The following is a 21,013-nucleotide window of genomic DNA, read 5'->3' on the forward strand; positions in this document are numbered from 1 at the left end:
TACCTGAATGTCAGATTATCTAGTAATAGTTGAATCACCAGCGAAAGCAAAAACTATTGAACGCTATCTTGGAAAAAAATATAAAGTAAAAGCATCCATGGGTCATGTTCGCGACCTTCCGAAAAGTCAAATGGGGGTAGATGTGGAACATCATTTTGATCCTAAGTACATAACCATTCGAGGAAAAGGACCTGTTTTAAAAGAATTAAAAACAGCAGCCAAAAAAGCAAAAAAAATCTATCTCGCGGCTGACCCCGATAGAGAAGGAGAAGCAATTGCATGGCATTTGGCACACAGCCTTGATATCGACATTTCTTCTGATTGTCGAGTGGTTTTTAATGAAATTACCAAAGATGCCATAAAAGAATCCTTTAAGCATCCAAGACCGATCAATATGGATGTTGTGGATGCACAGCAAGCAAGAAGAATCCTCGATCGCCTTGTAGGCTACAATATTAGTCCATTACTATGGAAGAAAGTGAAAAAAGGGCTCAGTGCTGGACGTGTTCAATCGGTTGCTGTTCGCCTTATCATTGAAAGGGAACAAGAGATTAAAGCTTTTGTACCTGAAGAATACTGGTCCATAAAAAGTATGTTCGTAACAAATAAATCAAAAGAGTTCGAAGCAAGCTTTTATGGTGAGCATGGCAAGAAAACAGAACTTCGCTCAGAGGAAGAAGTTCAAAAGGTTCTTAAAAAGTTACAGGGTAACTCTTTTACAGTTAACAGCGTGACGAAAAAGGAACGAAAACGAAACCCAGCGCTTCCGTTCATAACATCTTCTTTGCAACAAGAAGCAGCTCGTAAACTTAATTTCAGAGCGAAGAAAACAATGATGCTCGCTCAACAGCTTTATGAAGGAATTGAGCTAGGCAAACAAGGAACGGTCGGTCTTATCACTTATATGCGTACAGATTCCACAAGAATCTCTGAAACAGCTAAAAAGGAAGCTGCAGAATACATTGAGAAGACCTATGGTGAAAAGTTTCTTTTAACAGAAGAAAGAAAAGAAACGAAAAAAGCCAATGCACAGGATGCGCATGAAGCTATTCGTCCAACCTCTACAATAAAGGATCCACAATCGCTAAAAGAGTACTTATCAAGAGATCAGCTCCGTTTATACAAGTTGATTTGGGAAAGATTTGTTGCTAGTCAAATGGCACCGGCAATATTGGATACTGTTAGTATAGACCTTTCTCAAAATGAGGTTATTTTCAGAGCAACTGGTTCGACAGTAAAGTTTCCTGGATTTATGAAGGTCTATGTCGAAGGAAACGATGACCAGCAAGAGGAAAAAGAAAATCTTTTGCCTCCGTTGGAAAAAGGGGATACGGTTTTCTCGAAAGACCTAGAACCAAAGCAGCATTTCACTCAGCCTCCACCACGTTATACAGAAGCTAGGCTAGTCCGAACACTAGAAGAGCTTGGAATAGGGCGTCCGTCCACTTACGCTCCAACCTTGGATACAATCCAAAAAAGGGGCTATGTAGCACTCGATAACAAGCGTTTTGTTCCTACTGAACTAGGGGAAATTGTGATTCAGCTCATCTTGGAGTTTTTCCCTGAGATTATCAATGTGGAATTCACTGCAGATCTTGAAACGAATCTAGATAATGTAGAAGTAGGGAAAGTGAACTGGGTAAATATCATTGACGGCTTTTATCATGAATTTGCTAAAAGGCTAGAAAAGGCCGAGAAGGAAATGCAGGAAATAGAAATTAAGGATGAACCTGCTGGTGAAGATTGTGAATTATGTGGTCATGAAATGGTTTATAAAATGGGCAGATATGGTAAATTCATGGCATGCTCTAATTTTCCTGATTGTCGCAATACTAAAGCAATTGTCAAGGATATTGGTGTTCCCTGTCCAAAATGTGATAAAGGGACAATCGTGGAGAGGAAGAGTAAGAAGAAACGAATCTTTTACGGCTGTGATCAATATCCTGCTTGTGAATTTCTTTCATGGGATAAACCAATTGCCCGAAAATGTCCGAAGTGTGAAGCAATGCTCGTCGAGAAAAAACTCAAAAAAGGTGTACAAGTACAATGTGTGGAATGTGATTACAAGGAAGAAGCTCAAGGCTAATTTCCAATTTGAATGTTCATCCACTAAAAAAGGGGACTGGCACTTAAGCAGGAATGTCAGCCCTTTTTCCTTTGCCACAAAAGTTAGGAGGAATTCAACATGACAACAACAGTAAACGTAATTGGCGCTGGTCTTGCTGGGAGCGAAGCAGCATGGCAGCTTGCTAACCAAGGAATTAATGTCCATTTATATGAGATGCGTCCAGTGAAGCAAACACCTGCTCACCATACGGATAAATTTGCAGAGCTAGTTTGTTCTAACTCTCTTAGAGCAAATAATCTTACAAATGCAGTCGGAGTGTTAAAGGAAGAAATGCGGATGCTTAATTCCGTTATTATTAAATCAGCAGATGACTGTTCAGTACCTGCTGGTGGTGCGCTTGCTGTGGACCGCCATGAATTTGCTCAAAGAGTAACCGAGAGAGTGAAAGAGCATCCAAATGTTACCGTTTTTCATGAAGAAGTAAATGAAATACCAGAAGGTCCAACAATCATTGCCACAGGACCTTTAACGTCCAAATCTTTATCAGAGCAGCTTCAATCGTTAACAGGAGAAGAGTATCTTTACTTTTATGATGCAGCTGCGCCAATTCTTGAAAAAGACAGTATTAATATGGATATTGTCTATCTTAAATCAAGATACGATAAAGGTGAGGCAGCTTATTTAAACTGTCCGATGAACGAAGAAGAATTTAACAGATTCTATGAAGCACTCATCGCAGCGGAAACGGTTCCTTTAAAAGAATTTGAAAAAGAGATATTTTTCGAAGGGTGCATGCCTATTGAAGTCATGGCGAATCGCGGAAAAAAGACCATGCTTTTTGGTCCATTAAAGCCTGTTGGACTAGAAGATCCGAAAACAGGAAAAAGACCTTATGCAGTGGTTCAACTTCGTCAAGATGATGCAGCTGGTACGTTGTATAATATTGTTGGTTTTCAGACACATTTAAAATGGGGACCCCAAAAGGAAGTCATTCGTCTTATTCCAGGCTTGGAAAATGCAGAAATCGTTCGCTACGGCGTAATGCATCGTAACACATTTATCAATTCACCAAACCTGTTAAAGCCTACCTATCAATTCAAGGAAAGAGATGATTTATTCTTTGCCGGACAAATGACAGGGGTAGAAGGGTATGTGGAATCTGCAGCTTCGGGCTTAATTGCAGGATTAAATGCTGCTAGACTCGTACAAGGCCAAGAGCCATTAGTATTCCCAAAAGAAACAACCATCGGAAGTATGGCTCATTATATTACTTCCACAAACGCGAAAAACTTTCAGCCAATGAATGCTAATTTTGGACTCTTACCAGATCTGCCTGTTAAGATAAAAAACAAGCAAGAGCGCAATGAAGCGCATGCTAGGAGAGCGTTGGAAACAATTCAGAATTTTGTAAAAAGTTAATCAAATTAATTGCAAGGGCTACTAAATTGTGATAATATTTAGTAGCCCTTGTGAGGTGAAAAAGATGGAAAATGTTAAAGTTGCGTTACAGTCTTTTTTAGAATATTTACAAATCGAGAGAAACTATTCAAAATATACTATTGTATTTTATGAAAAAGATATTGAGGAATTTTTTGAATTCATGAAAGAGGAAGCGATTCCGCAATTGTTTGAAGTGACACATGTTGAAGCGCGTTTGTATCTAACAAAGCTTCATCAAAAAAAATACGCGCGAAGAACAATTGCTAGAAAGGCATCAAGCTTAAGAAGCTTTTTTAAGTTCCTTTTAAAAGAAAATAAAATGGATCAGCATCCATTCTCAGCGATTTCCGTTCCAAAGCTAGAGAAATTGCTTCCAAAATTTCTTTATGAGGAGGAATTAGAAAAACTTTTTGAAATCTCTGACACCTCCACTGCTTTAGGTCAACGCAATCAAGCACTACTTGAGCTCCTTTATGGCACAGGTATTCGTATTAGTGAATGCTGTGGAATTGAGCTTAAAGATATTGATCTGCAGCTTGAAACAATTTTGGTTAGAGGTAAGGGAAATAAGCAGCGATACGTGCCGTTTGGTAGCTACGCTCATAAGGCTCTTTGTACATATTTAGAAAATGGCCGAGTGGAGCTCGCACAAAATCAGCAATCTGCAAACGAGACAAGGCATCTCTTCTTAAATTTCCGGGGAGGTCCCCTCTCGCCACGTGGAGTGAGGGTTGTGTTAAATGATATGGTAAAGAAGGCAAGTGCTACATTACATATCAGTCCACACACACTGCGCCATACATTCGCTACCCATCTCTTGAATGAAGGCGCTGATTTAAGAGTTGTTCAAGAGCTTTTAGGGCACGCGAACCTTTCATCCACTCAAATTTATACTCATGTGACTAAAGAGCACTTGAAACGAACGTACAATCAATTTCACCCTCGTGCTTAGGGAAAGAAAAGAGGAGGAGCATTTCATGTCATCATTTCATGCAACGACAATTTTTGCTGTTCAACATAATGGAAAATGTGCCATGTCAGGTGACGGACAGGTTACCTTTGGAAATGCAGTGGTGATGAAACACACAGCCAGAAAAGTACGCAAGCTTTTCAACGGTAGAATTCTTGCTGGCTTTGCCGGTTCAGTGGCTGATGCCTTTACGCTGTTTGAAATGTTTGAAGCAAAGCTTGAAGAGTATAATGGAAATATCCAGCGCTCAAGTGTCGAGCTTGCAAAGGAATGGCGTAGTGACAAAGTTCTGAGAAAACTAGAAGCGATGCTCATTGTCATGGACGAATCTACTTTGCTGCTTGTTTCAGGTACTGGTGAGGTCATTGAACCTGACGACGGCGTCCTTGCCATTGGCTCTGGTGGAAACTACGCACTGGCTGCTGGTAGAGCATTAAAAAGATATGCCGGAGAAACCTTAACAGCTCACGATATTGCAAAAGCAGCGCTTGAAACTGCCGGCGAGATATGTGTGTATACAAATGACAATATTATTGTAGAAGAACTATAGAAAAGGCGGTTGTGGAGATGAGTACAAAATTAACCCCTAGGCAAATAGTAGATATGCTTGATCAATATATTGTAGGACAAACAAATGCTAAAAAAGCTGTTGCTGTAGCTTTAAGGAACAGGTATCGGAGAAGTCTTTTAAAAGGTAGCTTGCGTGAAGAGGTGGTTCCGAAAAATATTTTAATGATTGGGCCAACCGGAGTGGGTAAAACAGAAATAGCCAGAAGAATCGCAAAGCTTGTGGGGGCCCCCTTCATTAAGGTGGAAGCAACCAAATTCACAGAAGTAGGCTATGTAGGTCGAGATGTGGAGTCTATGGTACGTGATCTCGTAGAAACCTCCGTTCGCCTTGTAAAAGAGGAAAAGATGACAAGCGTAAAGGATAAGGCGCTTGAGAATGCCAATAAACGAATCGTTGAATTATTGGTTCCTGGAAAACAAAAAAACACCTCCTATAAAAATCCCTTAGAAATGTTTTTTGGCGGCAATACTGCCTCACAGGATACAGAGGAGCAAGAAAAACAAGAGGAACTATCGATAAAAGAACAACGTAGAAGAATAGCCCATCAATTAGCGCTTGGTGAACTTGAAGACAGATATATTACGGTTGAGGTGGAAGAACAGTCGGGCTCCATGTTTGATATGCTTCAAGGGTCGGGTATGGAACAAATGGGCATGAACATGCAGGATGCCTTAAGCAACCTCATGCCAAAGAAAAAGAAAAAGCGTAGACTTACTGTTAGAGAAGCGAGGCCGGTACTGACAAATGAGGAAGCGCAAAAACTCATTGATATGGATGAAGTTACTCAGGAAGCAATTGTAAGAGCAGAGCAAACTGGAATTATTTTTATTGATGAAATCGATAAAATTGCGAAGAAAAACAGTGGTTCCTCTGCAGATGTTTCCCGAGAAGGAGTACAACGTGATATTCTCCCGATTGTAGAAGGTTCCACCGTCGTAACGAAATATGGCCAAGTAAAAACGGATCATGTCTTGTTTATCTCAGCAGGAGCGTTTCATATTGCAAAACCTTCCGACCTTATACCGGAGCTTCAAGGGCGCTTCCCAATTCGTGTGGAGCTTACTAAGCTAACCGTGGAGGATTTTGTAAGAATTCTAATTGAACCTGATAATGCCCTGCTTAAGCAATATATTGCTTTACTGGAAACAGAAGGTATAAAAGTCGAATTTTCTGACGATGCTATTCGTAAACTAGCAGAAGTAGCCTATAGTGTGAATCAAGAAACGGATAATATCGGTGCCAGGAGATTGCATACGATCCTTGAAAAGCTTCTTGAGGATTTATCCTTTGAAGCTCCAGATATCAATTTAGAAAAAATCGTCATCACCCCACAATACGTAGATGATAAACTAGGTAGTATTGTTAAAAATAAAGATTTAAGTCAATTTATTTTATAGGCTCTATTCTAAAAGATTGTTGCTAAAAACCTAAGAAAAAGTCGGAATTAGGACTTTTTCCAATAACACAATCAAGATATTGCCACCTATTTAAAACTACTTCCCAAGAAAAGAGCACGACAGCAACGATAATTACGGAAATTCTAATAATACCCAGAGCAACAAAGTTTGTGAAAACAGCCATTTTATAAAAAGTGAATGTAGATTCTAGGAGGAAATAAACATGCCATTATTACAGAAAACGAGAACTATTAACGCAATGCTACAAAGAGCAGCTGGTAAGCCAGTAAACTTTAAAGAAATGTCAGAAACATTATGCAATGTGATTGAAGCGAATGTATTCGTTCTTTCTCGCCGCGGTAAACTATTAGGCTATTCCATTAACCAACAAATAGAAAACGAGCGCATGATTAAAATGCTTGAAGATCGCCAGTTTCCAGAGGAGTATACGAAAAACCTTTTCAATATTTCAGAAACTTCTTCTAACCTTGATGTAGAGAGCGAGTACACTGCTTTCCCTGTTGAAAACAAGGAGCTGTTTAAATCTGGCTTAACGACAATCGTTCCAATCATTGGAGGTGGAGAGAGATTAGGAACACTAATCCTTGCTCGTTTACAAGAGCCATTCTCCGATGATGATTTAATATTAGCAGAATACGGAGCAACCGTTGTAGGAATGGAAATTCTCCGTGAAAAAGCAGAAGAAATTGAAGAAGAGGCAAGAAGTAAAGCAGTCGTGCAAATGGCGATCAGTTCCTTATCCTATAGTGAGCTTGAAGCAATTGAACATATTTTTGAAGAACTTGATGGAAAAGAAGGATTGCTCGTAGCAAGTAAAATTGCTGACAGAGTTGGAATTACCCGTTCTGTAATTGTAAATGCATTGCGTAAATTAGAGAGCGCTGGTGTTATTGAATCTCGTTCATTAGGAATGAAAGGAACGTATATCAAAGTCTTAAACGACAAGTTCCTATTTGAATTATCAAAATTAAAATCCCACTAAATTTATCATTATTAAAAAGGTCCGACAAATTACTACATATTGTAGTAATGTCGGACCTTTTTTTGTGAATAATGCCTTTCGATAAAAATGGAATATTTATCTAGGTCTTTGTATCTATGAACAAAAATGAGCCAAAATGCTGATTTTTTTTAACATTTGACACATAGACATATTCGTTACCTTAATTTACAATTAAACAAGACATACAATTTTCGACAAAACTATATATTTCGAAACAAAAGACAGATTTACGGGGGTAGAAATGAAGGTTTTTTCGACATCAATCCAAGCTTTGGAAAAGGGGATACAATATTCCAGTGCGAAGCATAAAGCAATTTCACATAATATAGCAAATGTTGATACTCCTAACTTTAAGAGAAGAGAGGTTACACCAAGCTTTGGTCAGGAATTTAATAAGGCTCTTCAATCGACAAAAACAGATAAACGACACCATGAATTCCAAGGTAGGGGTAATCAATCTTTTCAAATAGCATCTTCCAACCATTCATATTCACCTAATGGTAATAATGTAGACATTGATAAAGAAATGTCAGAGCTTGCGGAAAATCAAATCTATTACTACACGCTTGTTGATCAATTGAATGGAAAGTTTCAATCCATACAGAATGTGATTAAAGGAGGCAAAGCGTAATGTCTATGTTTAACAGTATGAATATTTCCGCTTCTGCTCTCACGGCGCAACGACTCAAAATGGATGTTATTTCCTCTAATATGGCAAATGTTGATACAACAAGAGGAGAGTACCGAAACGGCCAATGGGAGCCATATCGAAGAAAATTGGTGGAAACAGCTCCGCGGGAGAATAGTTTTCAATCCTATCTTCAAAAGGCGACTGGATCTGGAAGTGGAGCTGGAAATGGTGTGAAGGTGACTAAAATTATCGAAGATCAAACACCTTTTCGATTAGTGTTTGATCCGGAGCATCCTGACGCTAATGAAGCGGGCTATGTAGAGTTGCCAAACATTGACCCTCTTAAAGAAATGGTAGACCTCATGGGAGCTACCCGTTCCTATGAAGCAAACGTTACCGTTTTTAACGCTTCTAAAGGACTTATGATGAAAACGTTGGAAATAGGGAAATAAAGGGGGCTAAATGATGATAAGCAAAATAGGAAACAGTCCGCAAATGACTTTTCAAGGAGACAAGCTGAAATCAAGCAGTGAAGTTCAACAGCAATTTTCGAGTTTTTTAAAAAATGCCTTAAACGAGGTAAACACATCACAAATTCATTCAAATGACATGACGACTAAGCTAGTTCACAATCAAGGCGTGGAACTACACGATGTATTGATTGCACAACAAAAAGCTAGTGTTGCGATGCAACTCACATTAGAAGTTAGAAACAAAGGTGTAGAAGCTTATCAGGAAATCATGCGAATGCATGTTTAAATGCGGTTATTTACTGCATAATGTTGCTGCAAGATAATAACCGGGGGAATTGACGGAATGAAAGAGAAATTACAAGCCTTTAAGACGAAGACAGCTTCATTTTGGAGCAATAGAAGCAAAGCCCAAAAGACAGCCGTAATCAGTTCAGTGATTGTATCATTTTTTGCAATTTTAGCCATTATTTTCTTTATGTCAAAAACAAATATGGCCCCTCTATACAAAGACTTGACCGTACAAGAAACAGGACAAATTAAGGAAGTTTTGGACAGCAGAGGGATCGCTTCAGAAATAACAAACAATGGTACTTCCATTTTAGTTCCAGAACAAGTGGTGGACAGCTTGAAAGTGGAACTGGCTGCAGAGGGTGTACCAAAAAGCGGAAGCATAGATTACAGCTTTTTTGGCGAGAGATCTGGCTTCGGAATGACAGATAACGAGTTTCAAGTAATGAAACTCGATGCTATGCAAACGGAGCTAGCAAACCTGATCAAAGGAATAGAAGGAGTTAAGAATGCACAAGTAATGCTTAGTTTGCCACAAGAGGGTGTATTTGTCAGAGAATCCACCCAGGAGGCATCAGCGTCTATTGTTATACATAATGAACCTGGCTACAACTTTGATCAATCTCATATAGACGCACTTTATCACCTGGTATCCAAAAGCATTCCTAATTTATCTACAGATAATATCGTCATCATGAACCAAAATGTTGAGTATTTTGATTACAAAAATAATCAAAATAGTGAAAATTCTTTTACTGCGGCTTCTCAGCTTGAGTTGAAAAAAGAAATAGAAAGAGATATTCAAAGACAAGTTCATCAAATGCTTGGTGTAATGATGGGCTTTAACAAAGTAGTCGTATCTGTGACTACTGATATTGACTTTACGCAAGAAAACAGTGAAGTGAACCTTGTAACCCCTGTGGATGAAGAAAACATGGAAGGTCTTGCCGTTAGTGTGGAAAGGATAACAGAAACCTACACTGGTAATGAGAACGAAGCAGGTGGAGTCGGAGGTACAGGTGAAGCGGACATCCCTAATTATGTAGCGGGTGGAGGCAATGGCAGTGGCGATTACGAGAGAATGGAAGAAAGAATTAACAATGAAGTAAATCGAGTAAGAAAAGAAATAGTAGAAAGTCCATATAAGATAAGAGACATGGGCATACAGGTTATGGTGGAACCGCCAATTGCGGATGACCCGCTTTCCATGCAGGAAAATACGGTCGAGGACATCAGACAAATCCTTTCTACCATTGTCCAAACCTCCATTGATAAAAAAACATTAGGTGAAAATCAAGAAATAGAGAATTTAGAGGAGAAAATCGTCGTTTCTGTCCAGCCGTTTAACGGAAAAATGGAAATAGCTGAAACCGAATCTCCTGTCATTCCGGTGTTTGTGTATGTTATCGCAGGAATTCTACTTGTGGTTATCTTAATTCTATTATTCTTGTTATTACGCAGAAAACGAGAAGAACCAGAAGAAGAAGAATTGGTAGAGGAAGAGGAAGTTGTTCCAGTATCCGTTCCTGACATTCACAACGAAAAAGAATCAGAAAGCTCTGTGCGCAGAAAGCAGCTGGAAAAATTAGCGAAAGATAAACCAGATGAGTTTGCAAAGCTGCTGCGATCATGGTTGTCTGAATAAAGTGAAAGGGGATAGGTAATTGGCAAAGGCTAATCAAACAAAAGCATTTACCAATAAACAAAAAGCAGCCATATTATTAATCTCACTTGGACCTGACGTGTCAGCATACGTTTATAAACATCTTTCTGAAGAAGAGATAGAAAAGTTGACATTAGAAATAAGTGGAGTTAGAAAAGTGGACTCTCATATTAAAGAAGATGTTTTAGAAGAGTTCCATCAAATCGCATTGGCTCAAGATTATATCTCGCAAGGTGGAATCGGCTATGCGAAAACGGTGTTGGAGAAGGCGTTAGGAAAAGAGCAAGCATCCGCTATTATTACTAGACTCACTTCTTCTTTACAGGTTAAGCCCTTTGATTTTGCTAGAAAAGCGGATGCATCACAAATTTTAAATTTCATTCAAAATGAGCATCCACAAACCATCGCTCTAGTTCTTTCCTATTTGGAACCAACTAAGTCTGGTCAGATTCTCTCAGAACTGCCTCAAGAGCTACAAGCAGATATTGCGAAAAGAATCGCTGTCATGGATAGCACCTCACCTGAAATTATTAATGAAGTAGAGCAAATCTTGGAAAGAAAGTTATCAACAACTGTTACACGCGATTATACGAATACAGGTGGAATTGATGCGGTGGTTGATGTTTTAAATCAAGTGGACAGAAGCACAGAAAGAACTATTCTGGATTCCCTTGAAATCCAGGATCCAGAGCTAGCGGAAGAAATTAAAAAACGCATGTTTGTGTTTGAAGATATCGTTACATTAGATAATATGGCCATTCAACGAGTGATTCGTGATGTGGAAAACGAAGACCTTATGCTTGCCTTAAAGGTGGCGAGTGAAGAAGTGAAAGAAATTGTCTTTAAGAACATGTCCAAACGTATGGTCGAAACAATGAAAGACGATATGGAGTATATGGGACCTGTACGTTTAAAGGATGTTGAAGAGGCACAATCAAGAATTGTTGGCATTATTAGAAAGCTAGAAGAAGCTGGGGAAATCATTATTGCCCGTGGTGGAGGAGATGACATCATTGTCTAAGTTGATCAAATCTACTCTTTTACAGGAAAAGAAAAGTACGTCGGTCGCAATTAAGGTCGCCCCAATTTTTATAGAACGAAAAAAAGATCAAGGGCTGACAGAAGACCATACCCTTTCTATTGATTCCATAAACCAATTGCTTGCACAGGCTAAGCAAGATGCTGATCAAATTCTAATGGAAGCTAATCAAATCAGACAGGCGATGGAAGAAAAAATTCAACAAGAAAAACAAGCCTGGGATACAGAGAAACAAGCGCTAGAAAAGGCGGCAAGAGAAATAGGTCTTGAACAGGGCTTTCAAGAAGGAAAAGAATCAGCATCACTTCAATACAGTGCTTTAATTGAAGAGGCCGAAGATGTATTGAAGCTAGCAAAAAAGGATTATCATGACAAGCTAGACAACTCGGTGGAAGACATCATGTTTCTTAGTATGAAGGTAGCAGAGAAGATCCTTGGTTTTACACTAGATTCTAATCCAGAGGCATTTACGAAAATGGTAAAAGAAGCCCTTAAAGAAGTAAAGGAAAAGGAAGAGGTTCGCATCTATACCAGTCCTATTCATTTCCCATACCTTTTAGAGAACAAAGATTTTCTGCAAAGCGCCTTAAACAGTCAATACGAACTTCTCATCTTTCCAGATTCCGACCTTTCTCAGGGAGGCTGTTACATTGATTCTTCTGCCGGAAGGATGGAAGTATCCATTCAAATTCAGTTAGGTGAGATAAAAGAGCATTTGTTGCAGTTGATAAATTCGGAGTCTAACTCATGATAACAGTCACAGATTTAATCAAAGAAGTCGAAGCTATTAGTTCCTATAAAAGGTATGGAAAGGTAAAGCGAGTGATTGGCCTGATGATTGAATCTAAAGGTCCAGAAAGTTCCATCGGCGATGTCTGTAATATCATCATAAGTAAAAATAAAAAAAAGATCGTTCAAGCAGAGGTAGTCGGCTTTCGAGATGAACATGTTATTCTAATGCCTTTTACAGATATTCATGATATAGGACCTGGTTGTATGGTAGAAGCCACAAACAACCCATTAGAAATTAGAATAGGGGAAGAACTACGTGGGAAGGTACTAGATGCGTTAGGAAAACCCTTAGACCCAGAAGAAAAGCTGCCACTCGGGCTGAAAAAATATACCACAGATCAAACCCCGCCAAATCCTATGTCAAGACCATCTATTTCAGAAGAGCTTGAAGTAGGAGTGAAAGTGATTGATGGCCTCTTGACCGTAGGAAAAGGACAAAGGGTAGGCATTTTTGCAGGAAGTGGTGTTGGCAAAAGTACGTTACTTGGAATGATTGCGAGAAATACAACAGCAGATATTAATGTGATTGCACTGATAGGAGAACGTGGAAGAGAAGTAAAGGATTTTCTCGAACGGGATTTAGGCCATGAAGGCTTAAAGCGCTCCATCGTCGTGGTGGCAACTTCAGATCAACCGGCTTTAATGCGAATAAAAGGAGCTTATACTGCTACTGCTATTTCTGAATATTTTCGAGACTTAGGCTACAATGTCATGCTAATGATGGACTCTGTGACTAGGGTAGCAATGGCACAAAGAGAGGTCGGTTTGGCAATAGGCGAACCGCCAACGACAAAAGGATACACTCCTTCTGTATTCTCCATGCTTCCAAAGCTATTAGAACGAACTGGTACGAACAAAAATGGCACGATTACCGCCTTTTATACCGTATTAGTGGATGGTGATGACATGAACGAACCTATCGCAGATACCGTACGAGGAATTCTTGATGGTCATTTTGTATTAGACCGCGATTTAGCGAATAAAGGTCAATATCCTGCCATTAACATTCTAAAGAGTGTAAGTCGTGTGATGAATCACTTGGTAGAAAAAGATCACAAGCTATGTGCTGAAAAATTAAGAAATAAATTATCAAAATATTATCAAGCAGAAGACCTTATCAACATAGGAGCCTATAAACGTGGTAGCTCCATAGAAATAGATGATGCCATTCAATCCCATCCAGCCATTATAAATTTTATTAAGCAAGAGGTAGATGAAAAGTGGGAGTATACAGAAACATTGAATAAACTCACAGATCTTATGAAGTAGGTGTAAGAATGCTCATACAGAAGGATAGATTGGAAAAAATTCTTGTTGTAAAAAATGCGGAAAAAAATCAAGCAAGCTCAGAATACCAACTTGCCTTAAACATCTTCGAAACAGAAGGACATGCTTTATATGAGCTCTTGAAAAAGAAAGAGACGTTAGAAGCTGAGTTGCAAGATCAATTAAAATCAGGTATTCCAATTGCAACACTCAAACAACAACAATTTTTCATGGGTAACTTGGAAAAAAACCTGATGCACCAGCAAAAGAAAGTGAGTCATGCAAGAGCATATATGACCCTCAAGGAAGAAAAGCTGAAAGAGCATTCGGTTGAATACAAAAAATATGAGGTACTAGACGATAAAGGAAAGATCTATCGAAAACAGGTTGATTCAAAAATGGAGGCAACCTTTATAGATGAAATTTCCATTCTCCACTATTCGCAGCACACAAATAGGTGAGTAAATGATGAAAAAAGAAAAAAATATTGAAACGGAAGAAGAAAAATACTCTTTTATGCAAAGGCTTCTATATTTGTTTGTCATACCACTTCTTTTCGCCGCTGTCCTTTTATTAGGCTATCTTACGTATCAGGGCAAAAATGTGTTTGAAATAGCACAAACCTTTATTCCGGATAAAGTGGAAACGGCTTCTGAACAAGAAGATCAAGGAAAAAAGGACACAAAGACTAATGAAAAACAGCCAGCAGAAAAAGAAACTTCTTCTCAGGAAATGGTACAGCTTGAGCGTGAGATTAATAGAAAGCAACAAGAAATTACGAAGCTAGTCGCTCAGCTAGAACAAGCAAATAAACGAATTGAGGACCTTGAAACAGAACAGGAAAACGTGAAAGCATCGACAAAAGAGTTAGCAAAGTTATATGAAGGGATGTCTACCAGAAAAGCATCCGAAATTATTTTAGAGCTTGAAGAAGAAATGGCCATTCGTATTTTACAAGAGTTAAGCACAGCCAAAACCTCTTCTATTCTCGGACAGATGCCCCCTGAACAAGCGGCTAGAATAACAACGCGCTTAGCAAATGAAGAATAAGCTACTGGAAAGGAATGAGCGCCTTGAACGTTATGGTTTCAAGCGATGTTACAGCTCTTCGCAAGGGGGATACACCCAAAACAACTAGAAGTCAAAACGAAAATAACTCCGTAAGTGAGTTAGCTGGGCAGTTTCATCACTTATTGAGTGCAGGTTTAATTAGCCAAAATAACCGGTCTGGAGATATCAATAAGCTAAATGAGACGGTAAAGACAGATGAGGATCTAGAAATTACAACTGAAGATTTGGGTAGCATGGAAGAATTGCTCTCTTTGCAAATTTCCATATTAAATAAATTGCAGGAATTAATTAGTAGTAAGAATCAAGAAACTACTCCCTTACCAGAAGAATTCTATGCTGTTCTTGAGCAGTCTTTTCTTATGCTTGAAATTCTTGCAGTTTATGGATCTCAGCAGCCGCAACAATCATCACTTCCATCGCTTGAGGAAGTGAGTGAACAGCTTGCAAGTTTATCTAATCGTGTAGTTTTACTAGTAAAAGATTTTTTGGCGAAACAAGAAAATCAGCAAGCTACAGAGTTGAATGAAACTAAAGAGAATTCCAGCATGAAAGAGCTGTTAATGTTGGTGGAACAAAGGTTAAAGGCACAAATTCCTGATAGAAGATTACCATCTGAACAACAGGATAAAACAATTAAATTTACGAGTCTTCCTTCATGGAATGAAGCAAACCAATCAATGGGACCAGTATCCATCACTACCCTTCAACAGCCTAAGCAAGCAGTGTTGCAATGGACAATAGATACAACCACATTCGATAAAGCTAGAGAACAGCTTTTACAAAAGCTAGAAGGTGTGCTGTCTAAAGCCCAATCCAGATTTGTCAATGGAAATCAAGCTATGACTATTAGATTAACTCCAGATCATCTTGGAACCCTACACATTAAATTACAAGAAACACAACAAGGACTTGTTGCCAAAATTATTGTTCACTCAAAATCTGCTGCTAGTCTTCTAGAAAGTCAATTAGCGACATTAAAACAAAACTTAACCACTTCTACAATAAATATAGACAAGCTTGATATCGTGTTTCATGAGCAAGAACAACGCTTCTCTCAGCAGCATAAAGAAACTTTTCAAGAGCGGCAACAGGATAGAAATTCTTCTGAACAAGATAAAAACAAGGAAGATGCTCCTTCATTTGAAGCGTTACTCATAGAAGAATTAGAACAAGAAAAATCAGAAGGTGAGCAATAATGACCAATAAAATTTCAGCCGATTTGTTTATCCAGAATCGCCCTGATGAAAAAGCTAAAAACAATAATGTAATGGGGAAGGATGACTTTCTTCGCCTGTTAATTGCCCAGCTTCAAAACCAAGATCCTCTCAATCCGATGGAAGACAGAGAGTTCATCTCACAAATGGCAAATTTCACATCTTTAGAACAGATGACAAATTTAAACAAAAGCATGGAAGGGTTTATCTCTTCTCAAAATAAGATGAACGTTCTTTCACTTCAAGCATACTTAGGAGCGAATCTAACCTATCAAAATATTTATGAAGTAGATGGCGAACAGTTTGTGGAAGAAAAAACAGGGACTGTTGAGAGAATTTCTTTACAAGAAGGGAAAGCAAGACTAGTCATGAATGATGCTACTGAAATTGCAGTAGAGCAGATTACAAAAGTGAACCAAGGAGAAAGCACGGAAGCTTCTGCTAACGCCCTCCTTTCAGCAAGTAATCTCATAGGCAAACAAGTATCAATCAATCAAGACAACGAAACGATAGAAAATGCGCTGGTCCAATCTGTCGTAATCAAAGAAGGGAAAATCTTTCTTATCTCAGAAGATCCGCGATTAACAAATAGACACATTCCACTGGATGCAATAACGAAAATCTCGCAATAAGTAAACTACTATTCTGGCTTTGTAAGAAAGCAAAGCCAATATATGAGGGGGAAATTACATGCTTCGTTCCATGTATTCAAGTATAGGGGCCCTAAGAAACTTTCAGACCAAGTTGGATGTTATCGGTAATAATATTGCCAACGTAAATACGTATGGCTTTAAAAAGGGAAGAGCAACTTTCCAAGAAATGATGGTACAACAGTTATCTGGAGCAAGCGGACCAGCAGCTGGCAGAGGTGGTATGAATGCAAAGCAAGTGGGACTAGGATCTATGATTAGTAGCATCGATTCTATACAAACACAAGGGTCCTTGCAAACTACTGCAAGACCACTTGACCTTGCGCTATCTGGTGATGGCTTCTTTGCAGTAGCATCGATAGCAGATATCACAAGAGTAAACGTTGATTCCGATACTATGTATGGCGATAATCGAATTTTGGGTGGAGCCGTTGATAATGCGATGTCTCTTAACTACACTCGTTCTGGTAATTTTTATCTTGATAATAATGGATATATTGTAAATGCCAATGGTATGTATTTGATTGGGGAAACTGGAGAAAAGAAGATACCAAACGATGATATCATTGGTGCCTCTAATGCAGCATTAAATGCCGGGGAAATTTTCTTTGATGAATATCGTGATTTCCGTAATGATACCAACAAATTTCTTGATTTAGCAATGAGATTTTTAGAGGCACAACGCACGTATGAAGATGCTGAAAAAGCTAGCTTAGAAGCAGGTGGAACAGATCCACAGCTTTTAGCAGCGGCACAAGCAGCGCTTGAAGCAAGGGATAATGCAGGTGACCAGTTTAATGATTTTTACGATAATATTTACTCCGGTGAGTTCGATGCTTTTAATCAATCAGGAGTAGCATTAAATGATGCCATTGCTAGCTTTATAAGTGATAGTGGGGAAATTGTTTATCAGCTTAATGATCCAGTTGTGCAAGATAACAATTTTGGGGCAATGCCAACCAAAGATACTGCTAATATTAATAATCTTTCTAACCTTGTGAGTTATGCTCAATCAGTCAAAGGCAATCTAGATACCGCTTATCGTACGTTTGAAAATTTTGTTGCCACTGCTGAAATGGTCCAATTGCCAACATGGACGGATTCTTTAAGCGGAAGTGCCGGTTTGATTCAGATTCCTCCTAATGCCAGAAGCTTTAGTATTTCTGGTGATGGAAAGGTAAACTTTATCGATCAGTTCGGTAATTTGAAAGTTGCAGGACAACTGATGCTTGCTAAGTTTCCAAACGATGCCGGTCTTGAAAGAGTTGGGGAAAATCTTTTCCAACAATCCAACAATTCAGGGACGATGGACAAAAATGGAGATGGCATACAGTTAGAAGAAATGTTCCGCCCTGGTGATAATGGTGCAGCTTCTATCATATCTGGAACTTTAGAGATGTCCAATGTAGACCTCTCAGAAGAGTTTACAGAGATGATTACAGCCCAAAGAGGATTCCAGGCAAACACGAGAATCATTACAACATCCGATGAAATATTGCAGGAGCTTGTCAATCTGAAGCGGTAAAGGAGGAAGGGCTAAGCTGATAAAAGCTTAGCCCGACTGTCATGATAAAGTTAACCAAACTTAATGGCAAAGAATTCACGGTAAACGTCTGGCATATAGAACAGATAGAAGAAACTCCTGACACCATGATTACACTCAACAATGGTAAGAAATTGATTGTTAAAGAAAGAATGCAGGACGTGCTCCTACTTAGCAAGGCATTTTATGCACATATGCATCATGGTACATATTTGGAGGCGGAAAAAGATGTTTCGCAATAAACTACTTAATGCAATGATCGTTATTTTACTAGTTATTTCACTTTTAGGCGTAGTAGCTCTCGTCTCCATGGATAAATTTTTTGCAGATGAAGAAACAGGTGAACCAAGTATTGATGAGGTCTTGAAGTATTCTGTTGATTTTGAAGAAATCACGACGAATTTGAAGAGCGGTGGATACGTTCGTCTTACGATGAAGGTGCAAACTGACGGAAAAAAAGCAACTTCCGAGCTCCAAAAACGTGAATTTCAAGTGAAAAATATCGTCATTCATGAAATTTCAAATCTATCTTCCGCTGATTTAAGTGGTGGGGAAGGCATTACAAAGCTTGAAGGGGATATTCAAGCGAAAATAAACGAAATTATGCAAGAGGGAGAAATTGTGAAGGTATACGCAACCTCCTTTCTTCTTCAAAATTAATCACCAAGAAGGCGACAAGAGAATAGGTGGTGGGTTATGTCTACTGAAATAATGTCACAGAGTGAAATAGATGCCCTTCTTTCTGCACTATCAACAGGAGAAATGAATGCAGAAGAATTAAAGAAAGAACAGCAGGACAAAAAAGTAAAAGTTTATGATTTTAAAAGGGCGTTAAGGTTTTCAAAGGATCAAATTAGAAATTTAACAAGAATACACGAGAATTTTGCTAGATTACTGACTACCTATTTCTCAGCGCAATTGCGCACGTATATTCAGATTAGTGTTGCTTCAGTTGATCAGCTTCCTTATGAAGAATTTATTCGGTCCATTCCAAAGATGACCATATTAAATGTCTTTGAGGTAGCTCCACTTGAAGGCAGGGTTGTGCTTGAAATAAACCCTACCATTGCCTATGCGATGCTAGATAGACAGCTAGGTGGCAAAGGGTCAGGAGTAAATAAGGTAGACAGCTTAACTGAGATAGAGACAAGGCTAATGACATCCCTTTTTGAAGGGGCTATTGAGAACTTTGGAGAAGCATGGGATAACATTGCTACTATCCAGCCCATTCTAACTGATTTAGAAGTGAATCCCCAGTTTCTGCAAATGGTTTCTCCAAATGAAACAGTTATTGTCATTTCAATGAATATTACGATTGGGGATGTAACAGGAGTAATAAACATCTGTATTCCACATGTAGTGCTAGAACCAGTAATACCTAAGCTGACTGCACATTATTGGATGGAAGAAAAAAACAAAGTAAGGCAACCGCATGAAATTGCAGCCCTTGAAAAAGCAATTCGAGCCACACCGTTAATGGTAAGTGCGGAGCTTGGCACCTCAGAGATATCGTTTGCAGATTTATTAAATATTAGCATAGGCGATGTGATCGCACTGGATCAAAAAATAGACTCACCCATTATTCTCAACGTGGATAGTAAGCCTACTTTTAAAGCACAAGTAGGCCAGGTGAAGAAAAACTTAGCAGTACAAATTATCGAAAAAATCAAGGAGGGATCAGAAGATGATGAGTGATGGAATGTTATCTCAAGATGAGATAGATGCCCTGCTTCGAGGGACAGATAACAACGATGAAGAACCCCTCTATGCTGATCTGAATACAGAGGATTATCTTTCAATGATGGAACAGGATGCCTTAGGTGAAATAGGAAACATATCTTTTGGTAGTTCAGCAACTGCCTTATCCACTTTGTTAAATCAAAAAGTGTCCATCACTACTCCTAGAGTATCACTGATAGAAAAAAGTAAGCTTGAAAGTGAGTTTCCAGAACCCTATGTCGCCATTCGTGTAAGTTACACAGAAGGTTTTTCAGGTTCAAATATATTGGTGGTGGAGCAAAAGGACGCCGCTATTATTGCTGACTTGATGCTTGGTGGGACAGGAGAAAATCCGCAAATAGAATTTGATGAAATCCATCTAAGTGCCGTTCATGAAGCCATGAACCAAATGATGGGATCTGCAGCAACTTCTATGTCTACTGTTTTTGCAAAAAAAATAGACATTTCTCCACCATCTGTGTTACTCCTTGATTTCAAGGAAGGAGAAGGTACGACAGAGCTTCCGGAAGATGAGCTTTTAATAAAAGTTGCTTTTTCTATCAGAATAGGAAGCTTAATAGATTCATCTATCATGCAAATTCTCCCTTTAGAATTTGCGAAGAGCCTAGTGGGGGAACTTTTGAATCCAAAAGGTTCTAATGAAGTGGAACAAAAGCTTGATGAGCCTGACACATTTTCAAATGACGCGACTAATTTTTATGAACAGGAGCACTCGTTGCCACCTTCCTACACCGAAAGCGCCGCATCTGCTTCTAGGTATGAAGACAAAGGATATGGTTCAAATCACCAAAGTCCTCCAGTAGAAAGAAAAGTAGAAAATCACCAACAAGCAAAACAGCAACATGTAAACGTCCAACCTGCAGTTTTTTCAAGCTTTGAAACAACAGCAGTAGAAGAAACAGAATCAAACAACTTAAATATGCTCTTAGATATTCCACTACAAGTTACGGTTGAGCTTGGCAGAACAAAACGTTCTGTAAAAGACATTCTGGAATTATCAACAGGCTCGATTATCGAATTGGATAAGCTTGCAGGTGAGCCGGTAGACATTCTTGTCAATAATAAGCTCATTGCCCAAGGAGAAGTAGTTGTAATAGATGAAAGCTTCGGAGTGAGAGTAACAGATATCGTTAGTCAGTCTGATAGAATTAGAAAACTTCGTTAAAACACTAG

At 38.8% G+C, this 21,013-nt stretch carries 22 protein-coding genes; all 22 read left to right on the plus strand.

The genetic code is table 11. The features are described from left to right. The first annotated feature begins 7 nt into the window (after positions 1-7). Positions 8-2,086 (plus strand): type I DNA topoisomerase, encoded by a 2,079-nt coding sequence (topA, locus tag FIU87_RS09100; RefSeq protein ID WP_152444302.1) that lies wholly within the window; start codon positions 8-10, stop codon positions 2,084-2,086. A 99-nt stretch (positions 2,087-2,185) separates the two neighbouring features. Continuing rightward, positions 2,186-3,487 (plus strand): FADH(2)-oxidizing methylenetetrahydrofolate--tRNA-(uracil(54)-C(5))-methyltransferase TrmFO, encoded by a 1,302-nt coding sequence (trmFO, locus tag FIU87_RS09105; protein ID WP_152444303.1) that lies wholly within the window; start codon positions 2,186-2,188, stop codon positions 3,485-3,487. A 64-nt stretch (positions 3,488-3,551) separates the two neighbouring features. Further along, a complete protein-coding gene (gene xerC, locus FIU87_RS09110; protein WP_152444304.1) occupies positions 3,552-4,460 on the plus strand; it encodes a tyrosine recombinase XerC in 909 nt (302 codons plus the stop codon). Between the two features lie 25 nt (positions 4,461-4,485). Next, positions 4,486-5,028 (plus strand): ATP-dependent protease subunit HslV, encoded by a 543-nt coding sequence (hslV, locus tag FIU87_RS09115; protein ID WP_152444305.1) that lies wholly within the window; start codon positions 4,486-4,488, stop codon positions 5,026-5,028. A 17-nt stretch (positions 5,029-5,045) separates the two neighbouring features. Then, on the plus strand, positions 5,046-6,446 hold the full coding sequence (gene hslU / locus FIU87_RS09120; protein WP_152444306.1) for an ATP-dependent protease ATPase subunit HslU: 1,401 nt from the start codon (positions 5,046-5,048) through the stop codon (positions 6,444-6,446). 223 nt (positions 6,447-6,669) lie between these two features. After that, entirely contained in the window at positions 6,670-7,449 is a 780-nt protein-coding gene (gene codY / locus FIU87_RS09125; RefSeq protein WP_060665889.1) for a GTP-sensing pleiotropic transcriptional regulator CodY, read from the plus strand. A gap of 262 nt (positions 7,450-7,711) precedes the next feature. After that, positions 7,712-8,101: a flagellar basal body rod protein FlgB gene (flgB, locus tag FIU87_RS09130; protein ID WP_152444307.1), complete on the plus strand. Its 390-nt coding sequence runs from the start codon at positions 7,712-7,714 to the stop codon at positions 8,099-8,101. Continuing rightward, the gene (flgC, locus tag FIU87_RS09135; protein ID WP_152444308.1) at positions 8,101-8,553 is read left to right on the plus strand and encodes a flagellar basal body rod protein FlgC; all 453 of its coding nucleotides are present in this window, start codon (positions 8,101-8,103) and stop codon (positions 8,551-8,553) included. The genes flgB and flgC overlap by 1 nt, the downstream gene beginning before the upstream one ends. A 13-nt stretch (positions 8,554-8,566) precedes the next feature. Further along, complete coding sequence (gene fliE, locus FIU87_RS09140) at positions 8,567-8,860, plus strand: flagellar hook-basal body complex protein FliE (RefSeq protein ID WP_152446484.1); 294 nt, start codon at positions 8,567-8,569, stop codon at positions 8,858-8,860. Between the two features lie 57 nt (positions 8,861-8,917). After that, a complete protein-coding gene (gene fliF / locus FIU87_RS09145; RefSeq protein ID WP_152444309.1) occupies positions 8,918-10,507 on the plus strand; it encodes a flagellar basal-body MS-ring/collar protein FliF in 1,590 nt (529 codons plus the stop codon). Positions 10,508-10,526: 19 nt separating this feature from the next. Then, complete coding sequence (gene fliG / locus FIU87_RS09150; RefSeq protein ID WP_152444310.1) at positions 10,527-11,546, plus strand: flagellar motor switch protein FliG; 1,020 nt, start codon at positions 10,527-10,529, stop codon at positions 11,544-11,546. After that, positions 11,539-12,315, plus strand: coding sequence for a flagellar assembly protein FliH (fliH, locus tag FIU87_RS09155; RefSeq protein ID WP_172971002.1), 777 nt, complete (start codon positions 11,539-11,541; stop codon positions 12,313-12,315). The genes fliG and fliH overlap by 8 nt, the downstream gene beginning before the upstream one ends. Then, positions 12,312-13,625, plus strand: a complete 1,314-nt coding sequence (gene fliI, locus FIU87_RS09160; RefSeq protein WP_172971003.1) for a flagellar protein export ATPase FliI — start codon at positions 12,312-12,314, stop codon at positions 13,623-13,625. Before fliH ends, fliI begins: the two co-directional genes overlap by 4 nt. A gap of 8 nt (positions 13,626-13,633) precedes the next feature. After that, positions 13,634-14,083: a flagellar export protein FliJ gene (gene fliJ, locus FIU87_RS09165; RefSeq protein WP_152444312.1), complete on the plus strand. Its 450-nt coding sequence runs from the start codon at positions 13,634-13,636 to the stop codon at positions 14,081-14,083. A gap of 4 nt (positions 14,084-14,087) precedes the next feature. Next, the gene (locus FIU87_RS09170) at positions 14,088-14,672 is read left to right on the plus strand and encodes a MotE family protein (RefSeq protein WP_152444313.1); all 585 of its coding nucleotides are present in this window, start codon (positions 14,088-14,090) and stop codon (positions 14,670-14,672) included. Between the two features lie 14 nt (positions 14,673-14,686). After that, the gene (locus tag FIU87_RS09175) at positions 14,687-15,889 is read left to right on the plus strand and encodes a flagellar hook-length control protein FliK (protein ID WP_152444314.1); all 1,203 of its coding nucleotides are present in this window, start codon (positions 14,687-14,689) and stop codon (positions 15,887-15,889) included. Next, complete coding sequence (gene flgD / locus FIU87_RS09180) at positions 15,889-16,539, plus strand: flagellar hook assembly protein FlgD (RefSeq protein WP_152444315.1); 651 nt, start codon at positions 15,889-15,891, stop codon at positions 16,537-16,539. The genes FIU87_RS09175 and flgD overlap by 1 nt, the downstream gene beginning before the upstream one ends. A 58-nt stretch (positions 16,540-16,597) precedes the next feature. After that, positions 16,598-18,082: a flagellar hook-basal body complex protein gene (locus tag FIU87_RS09185; RefSeq protein WP_152444316.1), complete on the plus strand. Its 1,485-nt coding sequence runs from the start codon at positions 16,598-16,600 to the stop codon at positions 18,080-18,082. A gap of 41 nt (positions 18,083-18,123) precedes the next feature. Next, entirely contained in the window at positions 18,124-18,342 is a 219-nt protein-coding gene (locus tag FIU87_RS09190) for a flagellar FlbD family protein (protein WP_152444317.1), read from the plus strand. Then, positions 18,329-18,760, plus strand: coding sequence for a flagellar basal body-associated protein FliL (gene fliL, locus FIU87_RS09195; protein WP_152444318.1), 432 nt, complete (start codon positions 18,329-18,331; stop codon positions 18,758-18,760). The genes FIU87_RS09190 and fliL overlap by 14 nt, the downstream gene beginning before the upstream one ends. Before the next feature lie 36 nt (positions 18,761-18,796). Further along, positions 18,797-19,795, plus strand: coding sequence for a flagellar motor switch protein FliM (gene fliM, locus FIU87_RS09200; RefSeq protein ID WP_152444319.1), 999 nt, complete (start codon positions 18,797-18,799; stop codon positions 19,793-19,795). Next, a complete protein-coding gene (gene fliY / locus FIU87_RS09205) occupies positions 19,785-21,005 on the plus strand; it encodes a flagellar motor switch phosphatase FliY (protein WP_152444320.1) in 1,221 nt (406 codons plus the stop codon). The genes fliM and fliY overlap by 11 nt, the downstream gene beginning before the upstream one ends. The last annotated feature ends 8 nt before the right edge of the window (positions 21,006-21,013 follow it).

It is taken from the genome of Bacillus sp. THAF10 (assembly GCF_009363695.1).
In the GTDB taxonomy this organism is placed as follows: domain Bacteria; phylum Bacillota; class Bacilli; order Bacillales; family Bacillaceae_I; genus Sutcliffiella_A.

Bases quoted from the DNA above. Each gene is read 5' to 3' on its own strand.
- topA (WP_152444302.1), top strand. From the start codon at position 8: ATGTCAGATTATCTAGTAATAGTTGAATCACCAGCGAAAGCAAAAACT.
- trmFO (WP_152444303.1), top strand. From the start codon at position 2,186: ATGACAACAACAGTAAACGTAATTGGCGCTGGTCTTGCTGGGAGCGAA.
- xerC (WP_152444304.1), top strand. From the start codon at position 3,552: ATGGAAAATGTTAAAGTTGCGTTACAGTCTTTTTTAGAATATTTACAA.
- hslV (WP_152444305.1), top strand. From the start codon at position 4,486: ATGTCATCATTTCATGCAACGACAATTTTTGCTGTTCAACATAATGGA.
- hslU (WP_152444306.1), top strand. From the start codon at position 5,046: ATGAGTACAAAATTAACCCCTAGGCAAATAGTAGATATGCTTGATCAA.
- codY (WP_060665889.1), top strand. From the start codon at position 6,670: ATGCCATTATTACAGAAAACGAGAACTATTAACGCAATGCTACAAAGA.
- flgB (WP_152444307.1), top strand. From the start codon at position 7,712: ATGAAGGTTTTTTCGACATCAATCCAAGCTTTGGAAAAGGGGATACAA.
- flgC (WP_152444308.1), top strand. From the start codon at position 8,101: ATGTCTATGTTTAACAGTATGAATATTTCCGCTTCTGCTCTCACGGCG.
- fliE (WP_152446484.1), top strand. From the start codon at position 8,567: ATGATAAGCAAAATAGGAAACAGTCCGCAAATGACTTTTCAAGGAGAC.
- fliF (WP_152444309.1), top strand. From the start codon at position 8,918: ATGAAAGAGAAATTACAAGCCTTTAAGACGAAGACAGCTTCATTTTGG.
- fliI (WP_172971003.1), top strand. From the start codon at position 12,312: ATGATAACAGTCACAGATTTAATCAAAGAAGTCGAAGCTATTAGTTCC.
- fliJ (WP_152444312.1), top strand. From the start codon at position 13,634: ATGCTCATACAGAAGGATAGATTGGAAAAAATTCTTGTTGTAAAAAAT.
- FIU87_RS09170 (WP_152444313.1), top strand. From the start codon at position 14,088: ATGATGAAAAAAGAAAAAAATATTGAAACGGAAGAAGAAAAATACTCT.
- FIU87_RS09175 (WP_152444314.1), top strand. From the start codon at position 14,687: ATGAGCGCCTTGAACGTTATGGTTTCAAGCGATGTTACAGCTCTTCGC.
- flgD (WP_152444315.1), top strand. From the start codon at position 15,889: ATGACCAATAAAATTTCAGCCGATTTGTTTATCCAGAATCGCCCTGAT.
- FIU87_RS09185 (WP_152444316.1), top strand. From the start codon at position 16,598: ATGCTTCGTTCCATGTATTCAAGTATAGGGGCCCTAAGAAACTTTCAG.
- FIU87_RS09190 (WP_152444317.1), top strand. From the start codon at position 18,124: ATGATAAAGTTAACCAAACTTAATGGCAAAGAATTCACGGTAAACGTC.
- fliL (WP_152444318.1), top strand. From the start codon at position 18,329: ATGTTTCGCAATAAACTACTTAATGCAATGATCGTTATTTTACTAGTT.
- fliM (WP_152444319.1), top strand. From the start codon at position 18,797: ATGTCTACTGAAATAATGTCACAGAGTGAAATAGATGCCCTTCTTTCT.
- fliY (WP_152444320.1), top strand. From the start codon at position 19,785: ATGATGAGTGATGGAATGTTATCTCAAGATGAGATAGATGCCCTGCTT.